General features: G+C 31.4%; 20 protein-coding genes. 18 read left to right on the top strand and 2 right to left on the bottom strand.

Going from position 1 to position 23957, the window contains the following annotated elements; genetic code table 11:
• Positions 1 to 19: 19 nt before the first annotated feature.
• On the bottom strand, positions 20 to 1198 hold the full coding sequence (locus tag PG914_RS05215; RefSeq protein WP_488822654.1) for a class I SAM-dependent rRNA methyltransferase: 1179 nt from the start codon (positions 1196 to 1198) through the stop codon (positions 20 to 22).
• A 300-nt stretch (positions 1199 to 1498) separates the two neighbouring features.
• Here PG914_RS05215 and ribA point away from each other — a divergent pair, with 300 nt between their 5' ends.
• The 11 genes from ribA (at position 1499) to mutY (ending at position 15375) form a co-directional block, all read left to right on the top strand.
• Positions 1499 to 2680 carry a GTP cyclohydrolase II gene (ribA, locus tag PG914_RS05210; protein WP_488822656.1) on the top strand — a complete coding sequence of 394 codons (1182 nt, stop codon included), beginning with the start codon at positions 1499 to 1501 and terminating at the stop codon, positions 2678 to 2680.
• Positions 2681 to 2834: 154 nt separating this feature from the next.
• On the top strand, positions 2835 to 4841 hold the full coding sequence (locus PG914_RS05205; RefSeq protein ID WP_488822653.1) for an HD domain-containing phosphohydrolase: 2007 nt from the start codon (positions 2835 to 2837) through the stop codon (positions 4839 to 4841).
• A gap of 45 nt (positions 4842 to 4886) precedes the next feature.
• Positions 4887 to 6695, top strand: a complete 1809-nt coding sequence (gene pepF, locus PG914_RS05200; protein ID WP_488822652.1) for an oligoendopeptidase F — start codon at positions 4887 to 4889, stop codon at positions 6693 to 6695.
• Between the two features lie 61 nt (positions 6696 to 6756).
• Positions 6757 to 7221, top strand: a complete 465-nt coding sequence (locus tag PG914_RS05195; RefSeq protein ID WP_488822651.1) for a hypothetical protein — start codon at positions 6757 to 6759, stop codon at positions 7219 to 7221.
• Between the two features lie 67 nt (positions 7222 to 7288).
• Positions 7289 to 7501 carry a hypothetical protein gene (locus tag PG914_RS05190; protein WP_488822650.1) on the top strand — a complete coding sequence of 71 codons (213 nt, stop codon included), beginning with the start codon at positions 7289 to 7291 and terminating at the stop codon, positions 7499 to 7501.
• Between the two features lie 111 nt (positions 7502 to 7612).
• Complete coding sequence (locus PG914_RS05185; protein ID WP_488822649.1) at positions 7613 to 9106, top strand: DUF1538 domain-containing protein; 1494 nt, start codon at positions 7613 to 7615, stop codon at positions 9104 to 9106.
• Positions 9106 to 9438, top strand: a complete 333-nt coding sequence (locus PG914_RS05180; RefSeq protein WP_488822648.1) for a hypothetical protein — start codon at positions 9106 to 9108, stop codon at positions 9436 to 9438. The genes PG914_RS05185 and PG914_RS05180 overlap by 1 nt, the downstream gene beginning before the upstream one ends.
• Entirely contained in the window at positions 9438 to 9788 is a 351-nt protein-coding gene (locus PG914_RS05175) for a P-II family nitrogen regulator (RefSeq protein WP_488822647.1), read from the top strand. Before PG914_RS05180 ends, PG914_RS05175 begins: the two co-directional genes overlap by 1 nt.
• A 154-nt stretch (positions 9789 to 9942) precedes the next feature.
• Positions 9943 to 12081: an ABC transporter ATP-binding protein/permease gene (locus tag PG914_RS05170; RefSeq protein ID WP_488822646.1), complete on the top strand. Its 2139-nt coding sequence runs from the start codon at positions 9943 to 9945 to the stop codon at positions 12079 to 12081.
• Positions 12078 to 14330, top strand: a complete 2253-nt coding sequence (locus tag PG914_RS05165; protein WP_488822645.1) for an ATP-binding cassette domain-containing protein — start codon at positions 12078 to 12080, stop codon at positions 14328 to 14330. The genes PG914_RS05170 and PG914_RS05165 overlap by 4 nt, the downstream gene beginning before the upstream one ends.
• Before the next feature lie 37 nt (positions 14331 to 14367).
• Complete coding sequence (gene mutY, locus PG914_RS05160; protein WP_488822644.1) at positions 14368 to 15375, top strand: A/G-specific adenine glycosylase; 1008 nt, start codon at positions 14368 to 14370, stop codon at positions 15373 to 15375.
• Here mutY and PG914_RS05155 read toward each other — a convergent pair.
• On the bottom strand, positions 15363 to 15854 hold the full coding sequence (locus PG914_RS05155) for a QueT transporter family protein (protein WP_488822643.1): 492 nt from the start codon (positions 15852 to 15854) through the stop codon (positions 15363 to 15365). The two genes, mutY and PG914_RS05155, sit on opposite strands and share 13 nt — an antisense overlap.
• 109 nt (positions 15855 to 15963) lie before the next feature.
• Here PG914_RS05155 and tgt point away from each other — a divergent pair, with 109 nt between their 5' ends.
• From tgt to surE, 7 genes are all read left to right on the top strand, one after another.
• A complete protein-coding gene (tgt, locus tag PG914_RS05150) occupies positions 15964 to 17079 on the top strand; it encodes a tRNA guanosine(34) transglycosylase Tgt (RefSeq protein ID WP_488822642.1) in 1116 nt (371 codons plus the stop codon).
• A gap of 50 nt (positions 17080 to 17129) precedes the next feature.
• Positions 17130 to 18257, top strand: a complete 1128-nt coding sequence (gene ftsZ, locus PG914_RS05145) for a cell division protein FtsZ (protein ID WP_488822655.1) — start codon at positions 17130 to 17132, stop codon at positions 18255 to 18257.
• A gap of 38 nt (positions 18258 to 18295) precedes the next feature.
• Complete coding sequence (ychF, locus tag PG914_RS05140) at positions 18296 to 19396, top strand: redox-regulated ATPase YchF (RefSeq protein WP_488822641.1); 1101 nt, start codon at positions 18296 to 18298, stop codon at positions 19394 to 19396.
• Positions 19393 to 19989, top strand: a complete 597-nt coding sequence (locus PG914_RS05135; RefSeq protein ID WP_488822640.1) for a YggS family pyridoxal phosphate-dependent enzyme — start codon at positions 19393 to 19395, stop codon at positions 19987 to 19989. Before ychF ends, PG914_RS05135 begins: the two co-directional genes overlap by 4 nt.
• The gene (gene sepF / locus PG914_RS05130; protein WP_488822639.1) at positions 19989 to 20306 is read left to right on the top strand and encodes a cell division protein SepF; all 318 of its coding nucleotides are present in this window, start codon (positions 19989 to 19991) and stop codon (positions 20304 to 20306) included. The genes PG914_RS05135 and sepF overlap by 1 nt, the downstream gene beginning before the upstream one ends.
• A 237-nt stretch (positions 20307 to 20543) precedes the next feature.
• Complete coding sequence (gene ileS, locus PG914_RS05125) at positions 20544 to 23231, top strand: isoleucine--tRNA ligase (RefSeq protein ID WP_488822638.1); 2688 nt, start codon at positions 20544 to 20546, stop codon at positions 23229 to 23231.
• Positions 23228 to 23956, top strand: a complete 729-nt coding sequence (gene surE / locus PG914_RS05120) for a 5'/3'-nucleotidase SurE (protein ID WP_488822637.1) — start codon at positions 23228 to 23230, stop codon at positions 23954 to 23956. Before ileS ends, surE begins: the two co-directional genes overlap by 4 nt.
• Position 23957 lies beyond the last annotated feature (1 nt).

The following is a 23957-nucleotide window of genomic DNA, read 5'->3' as shown; positions in this document are numbered from 1 at the left end:
TTGAATGAAGTCTTTTATCTTATAAGTAATCAGTAACTCTTACAACAACATATTTTAGATATAATGATTGATCAGCAGAGAAGATGACTGGATGATCCATATCTTGAATTTTGAAATCAATCATTTGAACTTTTCTCTTAGAATCTCTTGCTGCATCACTTATCATTTGCAAGAAAAGATCAGGATACATATAATGTGAACAGCTACAAGTTATTAAATAGCCACCTGGATTTAGAAGTTTCATTGCTTGAAGATTGATTTCTTTATAACCTTGATAAGCTTTATTAATATCTTCCTTTTTCTTAGTGAAAGCTGGTGGATCTAAGATAATCACATCAAATTTTTTGTTTTCTTTAACGTATGTTCTTAATTGATCAAAAACATCGCATACTAAAGTATCAACTTGTAAATTATTTAATTTAGCATTTCTATTAATGTTTTCAACTGCATCTTGTGAAATATCTAATGCTAAAACATTTTTTGCTCCAAAACTTGCTGCATGTAATGCAAAGCCACCAATATGTGAGAAGCAGTCTAAAACTGTTTTATCTTTAACGTAAGGTTTAATTGCTACATGATTTTGTTTTTGATCTAAGAAAGTGCCTGTTTTTTGACCATTCTTAACGTCGATCATTAATTTTATATGATTCTCAAAGATTTCGATTTCATCAGGGATTTCACCGTATAAAGTGCCTTTAAACTGTTTTAAACCTTCTTTGATTCTACTAGGCATATCACTGCGTTCATAAATACCTTTTGGATTGAATAATTCAACCATGATATCGACAAACATTTGTTTTCTATAATCAATACCTAGTGATGAAATTTGGACAACTAAATAATCAGCGTATTTATCAATAATTAAACCAGGTATTCCATCAGCTTCACTGAAGAATAAGCGATATGCATTCGTATAACCTAAATCTACTCTAGCATTATTGGCTTCTTTAATAAGTTTTTTAAAGTAATCTTTATTAAGTTCTGAATCTTTTCGAGATATAATTCTAACAAATATTTTAGAATTTGTATTTAAAAATCCTTTACCTAAAAATTCATTTTTAGTAGAATAAACTGATGCTATTTCACCAGTTTTTATATCACCTTCAAATGCCGAAATTTCGTTCGAATAAACAAAATTCTCACCATCTTTAATTCTAATTTCCTCTTTTGGTTTTAATATTACTTTTAGTGTACTCATATAACTTACCTCAGTTCTTAATTATATCATTTAAATTAAATCTTATTTATAAAATAAATACATGTTTTGAAATCTATTTAAATAATAAATTTGATTAACTAAGTATCCACAAATACAAATAAAACAGATAAATTGAAATATCTAAATTAATGTAATTTATTGAATATTTCAAATTCGAAATGTATATTCAATCATATTTTTAATTACTTGTAATAAAATATAAACTAACAAGACATCAGAATATAATACTTTAGAAAAAGTACGTGAAAAGTATTCTTTTGTGTCAAGATTAGGAGACCTATCATGCAAATGACATTTGATGAAATCTTAGATGCGCTTAATTTAATAAAATCTGGTAAACCAACAATTGTAGTTGATGATTATGATTTAAACAACATGGGAACCTTAACATTTCCATTAGAATCACTTACGAATGATGATGTTAAATTAATCGCATCATTACAACCGCAAATTGTTGCTATTAATGCACCAAAAAATTACTTTGATCATTTAAAAGTTACTGCTAGTTATGAAACTAGTTTTTATCCAGTAGTTTTAAACAACAGAGAATCACTAGATATTGTTCAATTATCTCAAGTGATTAATTACTTAAAGAAAGATGTATATCAATCAGGCTTTCAATTTCCAAAGAATATTCTTTCTGTAATGACACATGAAGGCGGTGTATTAAAACGAGCAGGGCATCCTGAAGCATCAGTAGATTTAGCAATTCTAGCAGGATTTAAACCAGTTTCTGTATCGTTATTATTAAGAAATGAAGAAGGTGTACCATTAAAACTTCCTGAACTTGAAAAATTTGCTAGAAAAAATAACATACCCTTAGTTTCAATCACATCAATTATCAGACATCGTAATTCAAAGGAAAGTCTAGTTAAAAAAGCAGCGGAAGCATGGCTACCAACCCAACATGGCTTATTTAGAATGATTGGATTCGAAAATGCAATTTCTGGTGAACATCATGTTGCATTAGTGAAAGGTGAAATCAACGAAAATGAACCAGTTTTACTCCGTGTCCACTCAGAATGTTTAACTGGTGATGCTTTTGGTTCATTAAAGTGTGACTGTGGAGAACAACTACAAGCAGCTCTTGATAACATTGAAAAGGAAGGTAAAGGTATTCTTTTATATATGCGTCAAGAGGGCCGTGGTATTGGTTTAATTAACAAAATTAAAGCCTATAACCTACAAGACCAAGGAATGGACACAGTTGAAGCTAACCTTGCTTTAGGTTTTGAAGAAGACTTAAGAGATTATGGTATTGGAGCACAAATATTAAAAGATTTAGGTGTTAGACAAATACGTTTAATGACAAATAATCCATTGAAAATTAATGGATTATCTGGTTATGGTTTAGAAATTGTTGAACGCGTTCCAATTCAATTGAATCATAATGAAAGAAATGAAATGTACCTAAAAATCAAAAAAGAAAAAATGGGTCACATGTTAAAATTCGATAAATAATTAATCAAAACCTCCACTATTTAGTTATTAAACAAATAAATGGTGGGGTTATCTTTTTAGAAAAAAAGACATATTAAACAAAATTTACTCATGTAAGATTTTATCTTGTATAATAAATATGTATAAATTGTAGTTGTATTTTTACGGAGTATCTATGGAAACAGAACAAATTTTTGAGATTATTACAGCTTTATCTAATAATGTATTTATATTAATGATTCTGATTTTTTTATATGCAACTACAAACTTCGAAATCAAATATTCAAAATACTATAAACAAGTCTTATCAGGGTTGGTTTTAGCATTAGCTGCTCTTTTTATTATGAGTAATCCATATTATTTTGAAGATGGTATTAACTTTGACACAAGAACAATTTTATTTAGTATCGCTGGTATTTTCTTTGGACCAATAGCAACAATTGTATCTGGTGTAATCGCAATGATTTATCGTTTAATTATTGGTGGTTCTGGAGTTCCAGTTGGGATTATTTCAATTGCTGCTAGTGCATTCATTGGTATTTTATGGCATAAGTTAGTTTATCGTGTTAAATTTGTTAACCGCTATATGGAGTATTATATCTTTGGATTAATCATACATGCGTTAACGATCCTAATCTTTCTTTTCTTACCAAATAGTTTAACAGTTATAAGAGTTATTGCAGTACCATTCTTGATTATTTATCCTATTGTTACGATGTTCATTGGTGTGTTAATGGAACAACAGCACCAAAGAATTTCAAATATAAAACTTGTTCAAGCTCAACAACAACTTTTACAATTTGCATCTGAATCGAATAGTGCAATTGAAATCTATGCACTTGATCAACATTTGAATTACATTGCCTTTAATATTTTTCACCACAACGAAATGTTAAAGTATTATCACAAGGAAATTGAAATTGGTGATAATTTTTTCAAACTATTAAATAATGACATAATGAAAAAACGTTATAGTGAAACTTTTGCTAAAGTTTTATATGGTGAAAGTGTGACAATAGTAACTGAAGTAGAAGATGTTCCAGGTAAATACATCGAAGAAATTTTTACCCCAATTTATCGCGGTAAAGAAATCATTGGAATTACTGTATTTGTAAGAAATGTAACAGAGCAAAAACAATATGAAAAATCTATCATCCAACTTTCTTATCATGATGCATTAACTGGTGCATATAATCGTAGATTCTTTACAGAAAAATCGGTTGAATTAAGTAAAGAACAATATGAACCATTATCTTTAATCACATGTGATGTGAACGGATTAAAACTAATCAATGATACTTTTGGTCATCGTATTGGAGATGAAGTTTTAGTTAGAACCACTAAAATTTTGATGGATGCATTTAATGATTTAGGTTATGTTTTCCGTATGGGAGGCGATGAGTTTATCATCCTAGCTCCACATATGAGAAAAGATATGGCAACCAAAATTATGGAATCTGTCCTCGAATATTTAGACAAAGAACAAATACATGGTGTTAAATTGTCTTTATCATATGGTATATCAACCAAAGAAAATGATGAACAATTCAGTGATATTGCAAGGATATCAGAAGAATTGATGTATCGTCACAAATTATTTGAAAATGATTCACATCGTTCAGAATTTATTAAAACGATTCTCCAATCACTTCATGAGAAAAATCCTCGTGAGGAAGCACATTCTAAACGGGTTGCAAGAATTTGTATTGAGATTGATAAAAAATTAAATATGAATAAAGATGAATTGAACTTATTAAGAGCTATTTCATCACTTCATGATATTGGGAAAATTGCAATTGATGAAGCAATTTTAAACAAACCAGGCAAACTTACTGCTGAAGAATGGGAAATCGTCAAGCGACATCCAGAAATTGGCTATAGGATTATTGCAGCTGCACCAGAATATTCTGAAATTGCAATCGATATTCTATCCCATCATGAAAGATGGGATGGAAATGGCTATCCAAGAGGTTTAATGGGTGAAGATATTCCAATTCGTGCTAGAATTGTATCAATCGCTGATTCATATGATGCAATGATATCAAAAAGAACTTATCGTGAACCACTTCCAAAAGAAGTCGCAATTGAAGAAATCAAAAGATGTAGTGGTTCTCAATTTGACCCGATTCTCGTTGATATTTTCCTTGATATTGTTGATCATGCTGAAAAAACTATTGATTAAAACACATGGCGACATGTGTTTTATTTAAAGAAAGAGAGAAAGAATATGAAAAAACAACTTCCGAAAAGAGAAAACGTTGAAGTTAAATATACATGGGATTTAAAGACCATATTTGAAAGTGATGAAGCTTTTGAACAAGCATTTACAAAAGTTGAAGAACATGTTAAGTTATTTCAAGCGAAGTTTGAAGGAAATTTAGTTTCTGCTGATGTGATTAATACTTGTTTAGATGAATTAAGAGATTTACAAGGTAATTTTGTTCGATTAAATGCATATGCTTCACTACAACAATCAGGTGATTCAATTTCTGAAATTAATCAAATGCGTGTTGGTAAAACAATGATGCGTATGCAAAAGATTTCAAAGCAAATTTCATTTGTCCAAAATGAACTAAAAGAAGTTGATGAGAAAATAATTAAGGATGCAATTTTAACTTCAACTGAAAATGCACTTTATCTTGAAGAAGAATTGGAATCAAGAAAACATGCATTAACTAAAGAAGCTGAACAAGTACTTTTAAATCTTTCACCAGTTCTTAATGCACCTTATACAAATTATAATCGCTTCAAATTAGCGGATATGAAGTTTCCTGACTTTATTGTGGATGGTAAAGCATACCCGAATTCATTCACATTATTTGAAAACGAATATGAGTATGAACATGATGTTAATGTTCGACGTGTTGCTTATGAAGCATTCTATAAGAAGTTAGGTGAATATCAAAATGGATTTGCCTCTAACTACCAATCACAACTCTTAAAAGAAAAAGCAATTGCTGATTTAAGAGGGTTTAAATCAGTGTATGATTATCTTTTATATAATCAAAAAGTTACCAAAGATTTTATGGATAGACAAATTGATTTATCTTTCGAATATTTAGCTCCATATATGCGAAAGTATGCTAAACTGCTTCAAAAATTACACGGTTTAGACAAAATGACATATGCGGATTTGAAAATAGCTGTTGATAGTGAATTTGAGCCTAAGGTGACTATTGAATCTTCAAAAGAAATGTTATTAGATGGTTTATCAATTTTGGGGGATGAATATTTAGAGATTGTACGTCGCTCATTTGATGAAAGATGGATTGATTTTCCTCAAAATCAAGGTAAATCAACAGGTGGATTCTGTTCTTCACCGTATGGTGCTAATTCATTTATTCTAATCAATTGGAATGGTCAAATGGATGAAGTGATGGTACTTGCACATGAACTTGGACATGCTGGACACTTTCAATATGCAAATAAATACCAAAATATCTTTAACACAAGACCTTCGATGTATTTCATTGAAGCACCATCAACAACTAATGAACTCATCATGGCTCGTCACCTTGAAATCAAAGCATCAGATCTTCGTACAAAACGTTGGATTAAGTCTGTTATGATTTCAAGAACTTACTATCATAACTTTGTCACTCATTTAATAGAAGCAGCATTTCAAAGAGAAGTCTATGATAAGATTGAGCGTGGTGAACCACTTTCAGCAAATGTTTTAAACAATTTAAAATTAAATGTATTACGTAAATTCTGGGGAGATTCAGTTGAAATTCCAGATTATGCTGGTTTAACTTGGATGAGACAACCACATTACTTCATGGGATTATATCCATATACATATTCAGCTGGTTTAACATTAGGAACGCTCGTTTCAAAGAATATTTTTGAAGGTAAACTTAACCCAAATGCTTGGATTGAAGTTTTAAAAGCTGGTGGAACTAAAAAACCACTTGATTTAGCATTGATGGTTGAAATTGATTTAACAACAGAACAACCACTTAAAGAAACGATAGATTTCATTGGTAAGTCAATCGATGATATTATTCGATTAACTGATGAGATTTCTAATGCATAATTATTTTGTTAAATTATAAATTTATGTATAATTAAGAATAAATACAAAGGGGAGATATAAAATGAGAAGTTTATTCACATTTATCTCAGTGTTAGGTTTACTTGCACTGATTGGATCTGGACTTTATTATGGTTACGGATTTGGTTTACAATATGTACATGAACAGTTAGATGCTGTGGAAGCACAAATTGAAGAAGCAGTTGAAGAAGAATTATTAGGACTTGAATCAGTAGATGTTACTTTTACTAAATTTTACTTTGCAAACAATTTTTCTGGTTTTGCAATGGAAGTTGATGTAGATCATTCAATTACTTTAGATGAAACAAGATATGTTACATTATCAATGTCGTTTGAATATGAAGAAGTAGCATCAATTGATGCAAATTCATATGTAGATATCACGGAATTTATTACAATGGATCCACTTGCAGTTCAAAGTCAAGCCATTGCATATGCAATTATGGCATCAGCAATTTGGATTGGATTCTGGGTATTAAAAGTTTTTACTCCAAAACGTAAGAAATGAGCCTTTTTGGTTCATTTTTTTTATAAAAAAGTATAGAATATAAATATAAACTTAAGGGGGTTATATAATGAGAAGACTTGTAGGATTAATTGGTTTAGTGGTAGCTGGTGTTGTATTTGCATCATTATTCTTAGATTCATTCCAGCTTTATGTTGATGCATGGGAGTCAAGTGCTGATTTATGGGGACAAGTAAAAGCTGTCGTTGCAATTGTTTGGTCAACAGTTTATCAACCATTAGTATTATTAATACTTTCATTAATTGCATTAGAAGGTAAATAAGATAAAGTGGAATGTTATAAAACATTCCATTTTTTTATTTTTTAAATTTGGAAAAACAACTTAGTTTATGTTACAATACTTCTATAAAAACATTTCTAAGGAAGAGATAATATGTTAAAAGCATTAAAAAGTAAACTAATTGAATCCGCAACTGCCGTTATCCCGATGACAATTGCTGTCATCGTTTTAAGTTTACTTATTGGACTTCCTGGAACATTGATTCTTAACTTTTTATTTGGTGCAATTTTATTGATTATAGGTCTGGCTTTATTTTCGATGGGGGCAGAAGCCTCTATGATGTCAATTGCTTCTGAAATAGGCAATTATCTCGTTCAAAAAAAGAATCTATGGTTAATTATTGGTGTAATTTTCACCGTTGGATTTTTAATCACTGTCGCAGAACCTGCGCTTTGGGTGTTAGGTGATCAATTTAATGCGGTTGTAGATAAAAATATTTTAGTTTTAACCGTTTCTTTAGGTACAGGTATCTTTGTAGTCATTGCACTATTACGTATCATTTTCCAATTTCAATTGCGTACATTAACAATTATTGGTTACGCATTAGTTTTTGCAATTGCTGGTGTTGTTGCAATGATTAATCCATCATTCATTCCGGTAGCATTCGACTCTGGTGGTGTAACAACAGGTCCAATGGCAGTTCCATTCATTATGGCACTTGGATATGGTCTTGCTAAAGCTCGTGGGGATAAAGATGCGGATATTGACTCGTTTGGTTTAATTGGAATTGCAAGTATTGGACCAATTCTTTCGGTATTAATTTTAGGATTCTTTGTTAGTGCACAAGTTCCAATTCTTGATTTAGATTCAACTTTTGTCGATTATTTATTTGCAAATTTATTTCAAATGTTAATCGCAATTATTCCATTTATTATATTTTTTGTAGTTTTTCAACTTTTTGTTTTTAGATTTAGCAAACAAAAAGTTATTAAAATACTAATCGCATTTCTTTATGTTTATGTGGGCTTAGTGCTATTCTTAACCGGTGCTAATGCTGGACTTGTGAATCTAGCTTATGCGATGGGGGATTTCTTTGCACAATCTAGTTATAGTTGGGTAATTATTCCAATTGGTATGTTATTCGGGTATATTTCAATTGCTGCAGAACCTTCAGTTATGGTTTTAAATAAACTCGTAGAAGATGTATCTGCAGGTGTTGTAACTAAACGCATGATGTTAGTTTCTCTATCAATAGGGGTATCAATTTCAGTTGGACTTGCTAATTTAAGGGTATTGACAGGATTGAATATTTGGTGGATAATCTTACCGGTATATATTTTGATTATGATTTTAATGTTCTTTACACCTAAAATATTCTATGCAATTGCACTGGATTCTGGTGGTGCGGTATCTGGTGCATTAACTTCAGCCTTTTTAATGCCTTTCACCTTTGGTGCAGGTATGGGAATTGATCCAACTGGAGCGTCAATTCTAACAGATGCATTTGGATTGGTCGCATTTGTAGCAATGACACCATTATTAACAATTCAAATTTTAGGTTTGTTATCTAGATTACAAGCTCATCGAGCAAAACAAATTTCACCTACTAAAGAACAAGTTGTTTCTTTTGAAAGTGAGGGAGAATAATGAAATTATTATTAATAATTACTGATAAAGGGAAAAGTTCTGCAATGTTAAAAACTTGTCAAGATTTAAAAATCTTAGACGCAGTAACTTTCATTGGTAAAGGTACAGCACCAACTGAAATTCTAGATGCTTTATCTTTAGCAGAAAATGATAAAGACGTGGTATTTGCTTTAGCAAACCCAGATGATGTACAACCAATCTTAAATAGATTAGAAGAAGAATTTAATTTCACCAAACGTGGTATGGGTGTTGCCTGTGCTATGAATTTAACAAGTATGTCAAGTGCAGCACTTGAAATGCTTACTCAACATTCAAAAGGAGAGAATTTATAATGAATCCAATTGGACAATCATTAATTCTATATATTGCTAATCATGGTTTTGCCTATGATGCAATGAAAGCTGCCAGAAAAGCTGGTGCTAGAGGTGGTACTATTTTACATGGTAGATCATCACTTTCAACCGAAAAAGCTAAGTTTTTTGGTATCACACTTCACCCAGAAAAAGACATTTTAATTATTGTGTGTAAAGATGATCAAAGAGATCAATTAATGCAAGCAATTACGGCTGACTATGGTATCCATAGTGAAGCTCAAGGTTTATGTTTCTCACTAAAAGTAACGGATTCAATTGGCTTCTCATTTGATCCACTTGATGATGAACATTTAGTTTCATCTAAATAATAAGGATCATTGACTAGTTAATTTTTAACTAGTCTTTTTTATTAAATCAATGAAACGTAGAGTCGAATTGATGTAAGTCTTTTTAAAATATAGTTAAATAGAATACTTATAGGTTACAATAGAATCAGGAATTAAAGTTAGAAAGGATAAAGTTATGAGCTTAATCAGACTAGACAATGTCTCAAAATTCTATAAATCTGGTGATGGCGTTTCAGTTGGTATGAGAAAGGTAACAACCAACTTTAATTACGGAGAGTTTGTCGCAGTGACTGGGGAATCAGGTTCTGGTAAATCTACACTATTAAACGTGATTTCAGGTTTAGATAGCTATGAAGACGGTGAACTTTATATCGAAAATGATGAAACATCTCACTTTACCAATAAGGAATGGGAAGCATATCGTTCAAAATATATCGGTTTTATCTTTCAAAGTTATAACATTATTGACTCATTTACGGTTTATCAAAACGTACTTTTAGCACTCGAGATTCAAAATTATCCAAAACATTTAAGAAAAAAGCGTGCATTAGAATTAATTGATAAAGTAGGTTTATCAAGTCATATACATCATAAAGCAGCAAAGCTTTCAGGTGGTCAAAAACAAAGAACAGTCATTGCAAGAGCACTTGCTAAAGATTGTCCAATCATTGTTGCTGATGAACCAACTGGTAATCTTGATTCAGAATCAGGAAAACAAGTCATAGATCTGCTTCATGAAATTTCTAAAGAGAAATTAGTAGTTATCGTTACACATGAATTTGATCAAGTGAAGGCATATGCAACTAGACGTATAAAAATGCATGATGGGGAAATTGTTGAAGATAAAATTCTAAAAAAAGTAGAATCTTTAGAGAACATAGACAAGCCACTTCAAAAAGGGATGAGTTTTTGGTCTGTATTGCATTTTGCCATAAGAAATATTCTTGCAACACCTAGAAGAACATTCTTTATATTGTTATTTCAAATTCTAATTATGAGTATTTTTATATTTGGCTATACTTTACTCATGTTCAGCGCAAGAAATCAAAATCAATTTGAAATTTCACCAATTGGTGACAATAATGTTAATTTTGGTATTAAGACAAATATTACATCGGATAATCGTTTTTATGTTATGAAAAAAGATCAATCTAGTCTTACACAACAAGACTATGATCAATTAAACAACATAAGTGGAGGGGATTATTATCTTTATAAAGATTTAACCTACATTGATACGAATAGTTTAGAGATTTTATATGTGGTTAATGATGATGATAATGATTGGTATCGTCAAGGTATATCAAATGCTAGATTTGACTCTACTTACTCAATTGAAAATAACCCACAATTTCTAAAAGAGGGCAGATTGCCTCTTTTAGACAATGAAATAGTTATTTCAAATTCTTATGAAAACTATATTTATCTTGATACAGTTTTAGAATATCAAAAAGAAATACCAGTATTAGTGGAATCAGAACATACAAGATTTGGCAATTTGGTAACAATACCAATTCCAGATGATATTGAAGTTAATCATTACGGATACGTGGTAAATCTAGAAGGTAATGAAAGCGTTGAATTTATTAGTTGGAATAATGAAATAAATCTAACATCATATACTTCTGATCCTTCAAAAATCGTAGCTATTGAAACTTATTATGTATATACGACAATTGAAAAAGATAGATTTACAGTGGTTGGAATTTATAATGATAATTTCCGTCAAACGGTTTATATAAATCATAATTTATTAGTTCAAGATGCGATTGGTGATGCTTTTATGATTGCTGCTAAAAACAAAGTAGAAGCAAACCGTATTTTTGAAAATATTGATAAATCTATTTATCGCGTGATTTATCCTGCTAATAACACTGGTGCCACTATTGGTATTTTAGATATGTTTACTTTCATACTTTCACTGTTCTATTTTTCATTGATTTTCTTCTTAGCATTATTCTTATACTTTATTCTATATACCTTTATTAAAAATATTATGGCTGCAAGAAAGAAAGACTTTGCAATTTATAGATCAATTGGTGCTAATCAATCTCGCTTAGGATGGTTAGTTATCTTTGAACAAATTTTCATCATGCTGATTGCTTTTGTTATAACAATGATTCTTGTGATAGTAATTAGATTTAATGATTATAATATCAATTTAATCTTCTCACAATTATTATTAAGCGATTATATTGTCTTGTTCTTACTATTTACGTATTTAACCCTTTGGTTAGCTAGAAGATTCAATAAAAAGACCTTCAAGTTCTCAATTATCGAGAATATTACTGAAAGTAAGGAGGAAAATCTATGATTTCCGTTAAACATTTAGACAAACATTTCAATAAGAATCGATCTAATTCAATTCATGTCTTAAATGATATTTCAATTGATTTTCCTGAAAAAGGACTCGTTGTACTTTTAGGTGCATCAGGTTCTGGTAAAACCACCTTGCTTAATGTAATAGGTGGATTAGATAAAGTAGATAAAGGTGTCATAAATTTCTATGAACATGAGATAAAACATTATAAACCAGCAGTTTGGGACAAGATTAGAAGTCATGAAGTTGGCTATATTTTTCAAAACTACTATTTAATGAATGATTTATCAGTCTTTGATAATGTTGCTTTTGTTTTAAAAATGATTGGTATCACAGATCAAAATGCGATTGAAGAACGTGTAAATTACATCTTAAATCAAGTTGGTATGTTTAGATTTAGAAAAAAACGAGCGACACAACTTTCTGGTGGACAACAACAACGTGTTGCAATCGCAAGAGCACTTGTAAAAAATCCTAAAGTTATTATTGCTGATGAACCAACTGGTAACCTTGACTCAAGAAATACGCAAGACGTTATGAATATCATCAAGCAAATTTCATTAACAAAACCAGTAATTTTAGTTACTCATGAAAAAGAAATAGCTGAGTTTTATGGTGACCGAATTATTGAAATCAAAGATGGAAAAGTAATTGATGACCGAGTAAATGAAACTACTGGTGACCATCAATTTGATAATGAAAATATCATATATTTAAAAGACTTAAATGAACTTTCATCACTAGAATCAGAAGCATTTTCGACTAAACTTTATGCAGATACTGAAGATGTTGGTGAAGTCGAAATTAAGTTAATTGTTAAGAACAAAACACTTTATCTAGATGTTAAATCTGGTATTCAAAAAGTTCAATTGATTAATCGTGACTCGCACGTAACAATCAAAGATGAACACTTTAAAAAGAAAACAAGAGAACAAATACTTGAAACCACATTTGATGTTTCCAAATTAGAACATTCATCAGTAAATAAAAGCAGAGGCTTGGCAATATCGTTTAAAACAAGCTTATGGATAGCTTTTAAACGTGTGCTTCAATTTGGTGCAAAAGGTAAATTAATGCTGTTCATTTTTGCTATTGCTGGTGCTTTAATAGCAAACTCACTGGTAAGCTTATATACCACTTTAACCCTTGATTACAAGCGCTACATTACCAATGACGATAAAATGGTTGTCATCGATTTTGCTAATACAGTTTATTTTGGCCAAGATTTTACAGATATATATGATTTGATTACTGAACGTCTTGGTGATAGGGATTATGATATTTTAGATCGCAAAACTACCACACATGATTTTGGAGTTTACTTTGATGACGACAATGCATTTATGATTGGTAAACAAATGAGTCTAGAATACGCTGATTATTTATCTCAAGATGAAATCTTATATGGTAGATTACCAGTGAATAGATATGAAATTGTATTATCTAAAGCTATTTTTGATTCTGGTGATTTTGGTGGTGGTATTAATTTTAAATCAATTGGTATTTGGTCAATTCAAGAACTTATAGGTGAAAAATTCTTTAATGCACAATTTATCGATTCAAGTGATGAAGTAGAACTGTTTGAAGTTGTTGGTATTGCGGATAGAGACTATATTTCAGTTTTCACTTATGATCATTATGCTCTGGCATATTTATCTGGAATGGATATTGAGGATACTTCTAAACAGGCATTTGAAAGCATGATGATAGAGACTGGTTATTATAAGTACTTTATTCATTACGATAACCCTTGGGAAATCATTGATTTATTTAGTTTTGATGGAATAACTGTATCTCACACAGCACAAGAAGCTATCCTTTTAAATGAGCGTGATAAAAATGTACAGCTAGCATCTAATCTAACACCTTCAATTATCATAGCCTCAGGTGGATTACTCATTTTCTATTTTGTGATGCGTTCTAGTATGATTAAACGTATTTATGAAATTGCAGTTTACCGTGCTTTAGGTGTTAAACGACGTGAAATATATGGTTCGTTTGCTGTTGAAATTATCATGATCACAACCATATCATCAATCTTAGGGTTCATTGCTTACTTATTAATTAGCTCATACATTGCCAATACACCATTAAGTCAATTGGCATCAACTAATGTCGATATCATTATTACAATACTTGGAATATTCTTGATTTATCTTGGTAATTTACTGATTGGGTTATTACCGATGTTACTTTTATTAAGAAAAACACCATCACAAATTATCTCAAATTACGACATGTAGTATATAATACTAAACAGAAACATGACACCGAGGTTTTATGCAATATCAAGCACTGTTTAAATGGTACGAACTAAATCATAGAAAACTACCTTTTAGAGAAACAAAAGACCCATATTATGTATGGGTCTCTGAAATTATGCTACAACAAACTCAAGTGGATACAGTCCTCCCTTTTTATGATCGTTTTATGAAAAAATATCCAACAATTGAATCTGCATATCATGCAACTTTAGAAGAATTTTTACATACAGTTCAAGGCATTGGATACTATAAACGATTTAGAGTGCTTAAAAAAGGCATTGAATACATTGTTGAGAATCTAAATGGTGTTTTCCCAAATACCTATGAAGAAATCATTAAAATACCTGGAATTGGTGCTTATACAGCTGGTGCGATTACATCAATTTGTTTTAATAAACCCCATGCAGCAACGGACGGAAATGTTATTCGTGTTTTATCAAGGGTTTATAAAATTGATGATGATTTTAGACAAGAGAAAAATAGAAAAAAATTAAATTCTTTTAATCAAACATTGGTTGAAAACTCAGGCAATCCTCATGATTACACTCAATCAATGATGGAATTAGGAGCTACTGTTTGTAAAAAGTATAATCCAGTTTGTAATTCATGCCCGTTAAAAGATATGTGTATGGCATATCAATCAAATACCATCGAAGAATATCCAAAAATTAGTCCATTAAAAGAGAAAAAGGAAACAAATTATGTCTCCTTTGTTCTAAAATATCAAGATCAATACGTGGTAAGAAAACGTGATGAAGATTTGTTAAATGGATTCTATGAGTTCCCACAAGTTGAATCAGAAAGTTTAAATTATGCAGAAAGCGTATTATCATCTATTGGTTTTGAATTTAATATTGTAAACCAATTAAAACCTGTAAAACATGTATTTACACACTTACTTTGGAAAATTAATGTTTATGAGGGATATGCTACTAAGGTTCCAGAAGGATATGAATTAATTTCTGATTTTAGTCGTTATCCCATCGCAACTGTACACAAGAAAATATTAAATCAATTTAAATGAAGCAGTTCATCTAGCTTCATTTTTTTTATAGTCATCAATAGTGGAATACCAATTACAATCATTACAACTGCTTCACCTAAGGCAACCCAACCCATATTTATTAAGAATTGATCCCATAAATCATATAGTAAAGCCAGTTCAAATGATACCACTACCCCATTAATAAGTGCAGGAATAATTGCAAGACCGATATGTGGACGACGTTTAAATGGCATTAAAAGTAGACATACAATGAGTGTTGCAAGAGAACCAAATAATGCATCGACGATACCGATTGATCCCATCCAATTAGCAAGAAAAGTACCAGTAACTATGCCAATTGTATGTTTTTTATTTAAAAACACAAGTACAAGTAGAGCTTCAGCAATTCTAAATTGAATGGCATCAAAACTCATAAAATAAAAAGCCAACACTAAACAAACGTAGATGGCTGCAATTGTGACCTCAACAATAAGGTCTTTAATAGTAAATTTGTTCATTTTTATTCGCTCCTCGTTTTTTTATAGCGGGTTTTACTAGGATACCGCTTTTTACCTGTTTAATTTTATCATATTATGATATAATTTCAAGCACGGAAGGTGGTTTACTTTGATAAAATATGAAGTCTTACACATTTGTAAGCAAAGTGGGGCAAGATTAGGACGTTTAACAACGCCACATGGTGTATTTGAAACACCTATTTTTATGCCTGTAGGAACACTTGCCACAGTAAAAACATTAACGCCAGAAGAGATAAAAGAAGTGAGCGAAGGATTAATCCTTTCAAATACTTACCATCTATGGCAACAACCAGGTAATGATGTTGTTAAAGCACACGGCGGTATCAGAGGTTTTATGAAATGGGATGGTGCTTTACTAACTGACTCTGGTGGTTTCCAAGTTTTCTCATTAGCTAAGATTAGAGATATTAAAGAAGAAGGCGTAACCTTCAAACATCATAAGAGCGGTGCACCATTATTTTTATCTCCAGAAGATGCAATTAAAATTCAAGAAGATTTAGGTGCTGATATCATCATGTCATTTGATGAATGTCCGCCACCTTATGAATCCCATGAATACATGAAAAATTCAGTTGAAAGAACAATTCGTTGGGCTAAACGTGGTAAAGAAGCACTAACGACTGATCAAGCATTATTTGGTATCGTACAAGGTGGGTTAAATCCTGAATTACGAAAATATTGTGCTGAAGAATTAATGAAACTTGATTTCCCAGGATATTCAATCGGTGGATTATCTGTTGGTGAAACTAAAAAAGAAATGTATGAAATGACAAGATTCTTAAATCCAATCTTACCATTTGATAAACCAAGATATTTAATGGGTGTAGGTGCACCAGAAGATTTACTGGAAAATGTAATCAATGGTGTTGATATGTTTGACTGTGTTCTACCAACTAGAAATGCAAGACACGGTTCAGCTTTAACTACAATTGGTAAGATTCAAGTTAAAAATGAAAAATATAAATTTGACTTTGAATCTCTAGATCCAAATTTACCAACTTCAATTTCGAAATATTCAAAAAGTTATATTCGACACTTATTTAAAGCAGAAGAAATATTAGGTATGAGAATTCTTACGATTCAAAATTTAGGCTACTTAAAACATTTAATGGCAGAAATCAGACAAGCCATTAAAGAAGATAGATTATTAGACTTCAAGAAGGAATTCTACGCTAAAACGAATTACCCTCAAACGAAGTATTAACGCTTTATTTTTTATCAAAAATAGATTACAATTAGAGTATTAGGAGGGATATCATGGTTTTTGGCATGTCAGACGAATTTAATCAAAAGCCCGTAATAAAAGTCATTGGTGTTGGAGGTGGAGGTAACTCAGCTATCAACCGAATGATCGAAAATGATGTCAAAGGGGTATCCTATGTTGCAATGAATACTGATGCTCAAGTACTTAAAGTATCTAGAGCAGATGAACGTATTCAACTAGGTAAAAAACTTACGCGTGGATTAGGTGCTGGTGCGAAACCAGAAGTTGGTCGCCAAGCAGCAATCGAATCTGAAACTGAAATTAGAGAATGTCTATCAAATACAGACATGGTTTTTATCACTGCTGGTATGGGTGGTGGTACCGGAACAGGTGCTGCACCAGTTGTCGCAAGAATTGCAAAAGAAATGGGAATTTTAACGATTGGTATCGTTACTAAACCATTTAAATTTGAAGGACCATTAAGAATGCAACATGCAATTATGGGTCTTGAAGAATTAAAACCAAATGTTGATACTTTAATTGTTATTCCAAATGAAAGACTATTTACAATTGCTGATCATACAATGCAACTTTTAGATGCATTTAGAGAATCAGATAAAATCTTACGTCAAGGTGTTCAAGGCATTGCTGAAATTATTGCAGTACCAGGGATGATTAATGTAGACTTTGCTGACGTTAGAACAGTAATGGAAAACAAAGGTACTGCATTGATGGGAATTGGCATTGCATCAGGTGAAAACAGAGCGATTGAAGCTGCAAGAAAAGCAATTCATTCAAGTCTGCTTGAAATCACAATTGATGGTGCAACTGACGCCATAGTAAATATTACAACAGGACCAAATGTTTTACTATTTGAAATTGAAGAAGCATTAACAGAAGTACGAAATGCGACTGAATATGATTTAAACATTATATATGGTCATACAGTGAATGTTGACTTAGAAGATGAAATGATTGTAACCATTATTGCGACTGGTTATGAATTAAGAGCTAAAGAAAATACTGTAGAAGATTTAGTTGGCTCTTTATTTAGAAAAAATACAACTGAACAAGTTAAAATTACTAAAGATGGTTTAGAAACTGTTTCTGAATCAGGTGAAGTAAAACCTAAAGAAGTAAAAGAACGCACAATACCTTCTTGGTTAAAGAAAAAATAATAAAAGGCTTTAAGCCTTTTTTAACGGAGTAATGCTATATGTTAAGTATCGGAATCGTTGGACTTCCAAACGTTGGTAAGTCAACATTATTTAATGCCATCACTAAGTCAAGTGTACTTGCTGCAAATTATCCATTTGCAACAATCGACCCAAATGTTGGTGTCGTCCAAGTTAAGGATGAAAGATTAGAAAAACTTGCAGCCATCTATAAGTCTGCAAAAATTATTCCAACAGCAATTGAATTTATTGATATTGCAGGTTTGGTCAAAGGTGCAGCAAGTGGTGAAGGTTTAGGTAACCAATTTTTAAGTCACATTAGACAAGTTGATGCAATTGCTCATGTCATTCGTTGTTTCGAAGATGGTAATATTACACACGTTGAAGGTAAAATTGATCCAATTCGTGACTTAGAAATCATCGAAATGGAACTTCGTCTTGCGGATTTAGAATCAATTAATAAAAGATTACCAAGACTAGAAAAACTAGTTAAAGTTAAGGATAAACAAGGTTTACTTGAATTTGATGCACTTAACAAAGTTAAAAACATGATTGAAAATGATTTAACTGTTGAATCATTAGATTTAACTGAAGAAGAACGTATTGCAGTTAAAAGTATGAATCTTTTATCTTTAAAACCAAATCTTTATATTGCAAATATGTCGGAAGCAGATTTAAAGAATCCTGATGCTAACAAATTCTTCCAAGCTTTAAAAGCTAAGGTCGAAGGAACAAATATTCACGTGATTCCAATTAGTGCACAAGTTGAATACGAAATATCTACAATTGATGATCCTGAAGAACAAGCAATTTTCTTAGAGAGTTATGGTCTTGATAAATCAGGACTTGATACAGTAATTCAAAGAGGCTATGAACTATTAGGATTAAAGACTTATTTTACTTGTGGACCTCAAGAAACACGAGCATGGACATTTGTTGAAGGTACGAAAGCACCACAAGCTGCTGGTATAATTCATACTGATTTTGAACGTGGATTTATTAAAGCTGAAACATTATCTTATACTGATTTAATGGCATTTGGTACACCACAAGCTGCCAAAGAAAAAGGTAAGGTACGTTTAGAAGGTAAAGATTATGTCGTGCAAGATGGCGACATTATGTTATTCAGGTTTAATGTATGACAAACTTTTTAGAACATAAAGGTAAGATTGTATGCGCATCTAAATACTTTAGTGTTTCTGAAATGAAAGAAATCTATACATTAGGCATCAAGAATTTTGGCGAGAATTATGTTCAAGATTTACTAAAGAAAAAGTCAGAACTAGTTGAATTAAAAGATATTCGTTGGCATCTAATTGGCCATCTCCAATCGAATAAAGTAAAACAGATTATCAATGAAATTGATTATTTACACACATTAGATTCAATCAAACTTGCAAAAGAAATTCAAAAATACAGAATTGAACCATTAAACTGCTTAATTCAAATAAATTTAAGTGAAGAATCTCAAAAATCAGGTATTTTATTAAAAGATTTAGATATCTTTTATAAAGAGATTAAAAAATATGATAAAATAAATTTAATCGGTTTCATGACCATCGGTGTAGCTGATGATCTAGAAAGTACTGATAAAATCTTTTCCAAAATGGCTGAATTAAAGAAACAATATGGGGTTGAAATACTTTCTATGGGGATGAGCGGAGACTATAATCTCGCTTTAAAACATGGCGCAAATCTGCTACGTATTGGTTCATTATTTAAAGAGGTAATCTAATGGCTTTATTTAAGAAAAAGAAAACAGTAGTTGAAGAATTAACATCTGAAAAACTAATTATGGAACAATTAGTTAATGATGATGATGCATTTATTACAGATCTTGCTCGTAAAATGATGGCAGGTTCTCCTTTAATTCTCAATTTTGAAAATCTACATATTGATAGAGCAAACAAAGTGATTGCATTCATGAGCGGAGTTGTCTATGCAATTAATGGTCACATTGTCGAAATTAATGAAGCAACATATCTCTTTGGTAATCAAGATTTATACCAAGATGGTAGTATAGAAACTTGGTTAAGAACTAATCTTAACTAAATAATTTAATCTGTTTACGTTGAATAGAACACGGTCAATATTTAAACTTTTTTAGCGAGTAAGGGAATGGTGAAAGCCTTATATGAGTACTTATTGATTATCATCTAGGAGTAAACTAAATCAAATCAATTGAGTGCGTATATGTTTTTTTATACGAACTAAGGTGGTACCGCGAATTAGTCATTCGTCCTTAGAGATTTTTAAGGACGAATTTTTTATTTATTCAGGAGGAATTTTATGGAATTTAAAGATACATTATTAATGCCTAATACCGAGTTTGAAATGAAAGGAAATTTAGGTACAAAAGAACCGCTCATCCAAAAACGTTGGGCAGAAATCGACTTATATAATAAAGTTTTAGAAAAGAACAAGGATAATACACCATTTGTTTTACATGATGGTCCTCCTTATGCAAATGGTAATATTCACATCGGTCATGCATTCCAGAAAACATTAAAAGACTTTGTTTTAAGAAGTAAAACAATGGCTGGTTTTTATGTTCCTTATGTTCCAGGTTGGGATACTCATGGTCTTCCAATCGAAAACGAAGTAACTAAAAAAGGTGTAAACCGTAAAGAAATGTCAAGAGCAGAATTTAGAAAAATCTGCCGTGATTTCGCAAATAGTCAAGTTTCACTACAAAAAGAACAATTTAAACGTATTGGTATTTTAGGTGATTGGGATCAACCATATTTAACATTAGATAAATCATTTATTGCCGATCAAATCAGAACTTTTGGTAAGATGGTTGAACGTGGTTTAATCTATAAAGGATTAAAACCTGTATATTGGTCACCATCATCAGAATCTGCATTTGCAGAAGCTGAAATCGAGTACATGGAAAAAGAGTCACAATCAATCTATGTCAAATTTGATTTAGTAGACTCAGCATTTGAAAATACAAGCTTGCTTGTGTGGACAACCACACCATGGACTTTACCTGCAAACCTTGCTGTATCTGTTCATCCATACTTTGAATATGTTTGGTTTGAAGCAGATGGTAACAAATACATTGCATTAAAAGAATTATTACCAAAATTAAAAGAAGTTTTAGGTTTTGAAACTGTTAGAGAATTAAAGACATTTAAAGGTTCAGAATTAGAATTTGCTAAATATCAACATCCATTATTCGACAGAACTTCACCAGTTATTTTAGGTGAACATGTCACAAACGAAGATGGTACTGGTTTAGTTCATACGGCTCCTGGACATGGTGAGGATGACTACCGTGTAGGTCAAAAATATAATCTTGAATTATTATCACCAGTTGATGATAAAGGTATGATGACTAGTGAAGCATACCAATATGAAGGTTTATTCTATGAAAAAGCTAACCTTCAAATCATTGAAGATCTAAAGGCTAATGGTCATTTAATGAAACATACAACAATCCGTCACCAATATCCTCATGACTGGAGAACAAAAAAACCAATTATCTTTAGAGCAACTCCTCAATGGTTCGCATCAATTGACATGATTAGAGAAGATTTAATTAAAGCTGCTGAATCTGTTAAATGGAATACACCATGGGGTGAAACAAGACTTGTTAACATGTTAAAAGACCGTCAAGACTGGGTAATTTCTCGTCAAAGAGCTTGGGGTGTTCCAATTCCAGTATTCTATGAAGCGGATGGAAAAGCAATTCTTGATGCTAAAGTTATTGAACATGTAGCCAATTTATTTGAAGAACATGGTTCAGATATTTGGTATGAATGGGAAGCAGAAAAATTATTACCTGAAAACTTTAAAGCAAATACTCCATTAACAAAAGAAGTTGATATTATGGACGTTTGGTTTGACTCTGGTACTTCATATAATGTACTTACTCGTCGTAATTTATCATATCCATCAGACCTTTATTTAGAAGGTTCTGACCAATATCGTGGATGGTTTAACTCATCATTAACAACATCAGTTGCAGTAAATGGTGTTTCACCTTATAAAGAAATTGTTTCACATGGATTCGTACTTGATGGTCAAGGACGTAAAATGAGTAAATCATTAGGTAATGTTGTTGACCCATTAAAAGTAATGTCAGAACAAGGTGCAGATGTTCTACGCTTATGGGTTGCATCTGTTGACTATGAGGCAGATGTTAGAATTTCTCAAGACTTAATGAAACAAGTTGCTGAAAGTTATCGTAAGATTAGAAATACATTCCGTTTCATGTTAGGCGTTGTTTCAGATTTTAATAGAGATACTGACTATATCGGTTGGTCTATGCGCGGTAAGATGAACCGTATGATGACAGATAAATTCTATGAACTAACCGAAAAAGTTGAAGAAGCATACAATAATTATAAATTTATTGATGTGACAAGAAACATCGTTCCATTCTTTGTAAATGACTTATCTGCATATTACTTAGACTATACAAAAGATAGTTTATATTGTGATGATAAAGATGATTTTGAACGTCGTGCAATCCAATCAACAATCTATGATATTTTACATGGTACACTTCGTTTATTAACACCAATCATCCCACATACAACAAGTGAGGCTTATCAATTCTTACCTGGTAGAAGATATGAAGATGTTTACTTAGAAAATATGCCACATTCAGGTGGAAAAAAAGATCCAGTAATGCATGAAAAATTCCCATTATTTATGGAATTACGTGATCAAGTCTTAAAACATTTAGAACTTGCACGTGCAGGAAAAGTTATTGGTAAATCATTAGAAGCACATTTAGATTTAACTGTATCAAAAGAAACATATGAAGCACTTAAATACTTAGATATTGATCAAAAATTAGATAAACAATTTATTGTTTCAAGTGTTACATTAAAACTCGGGGATGAAACTAAGGTTGAAGTGAGAAAAGCAGAAGGACAAATGTGTGAACGTTGTTGGACAATTGTTTCACATACACATGATGGCCTATGCGATCGATGCAACCGTGTTATTAGGGGGAAAAAATGAATATTTTAGTTGTAAATGATGATGGTATTAAAGCAGAGGGATTAAGAATATTAACTAAAGCTGCTGCTCATTTTGGTACGGTTTATGTAGCTGCTCCAATGCATCAGCAATCAGCAAAATCTGCAACGATTACAATTAAAGGACCGATTTTAGTTGAAGAAGTTGAACCATTATTGGGTTCAGTACGCGCAATCCAAGTCGATGGATTCCCTGCTGATTGTGTGAGAGCTGGTTTAAAAATTTTTGATGTTGAATTTGATTTAGTATTATCTGGTGTAAATCATGGTGTTAATATAGCAAGAGATGTTCAATATTCTGGTACTGTTGGTGCTGCTTTTGAAGCTGCAATCTTAGGGCTTCCAGCAATTGCCTTTTCAGCTGCAGACATTAAATTACCATATGTGTACGATGAAACAGTAAAACTTTTAGATGAACTCATTGAGAATAAATTGTACTTTGAAACTGATGTTCTAAACGTTAATTACCCTCATTACAACCATACTAAGGTTTTAGGAACTAAAATTACAAAAGTTGGTAAGAGACTACAACATTTAGAGTTTATGAAGAGTGATAAACCAAATATGTATCATTTGTCACATTCGATTATGAAAATCGTTGAAGATGAAGATTCAGATGTCTATGCTTATGAAAACGGTTATGTTTCAATCACTCCACTTACAATCGATCGAACTGATTATAAAAAGATTGCTAAGATTACAAAATGAT

Source organism: Acholeplasma sp. ORD1043 (assembly GCF_057808485.1).
The sequence above is the reverse complement of the archived record's forward strand: the minus strand, read 5'-3'. Positions and strand labels throughout refer to the sequence as shown.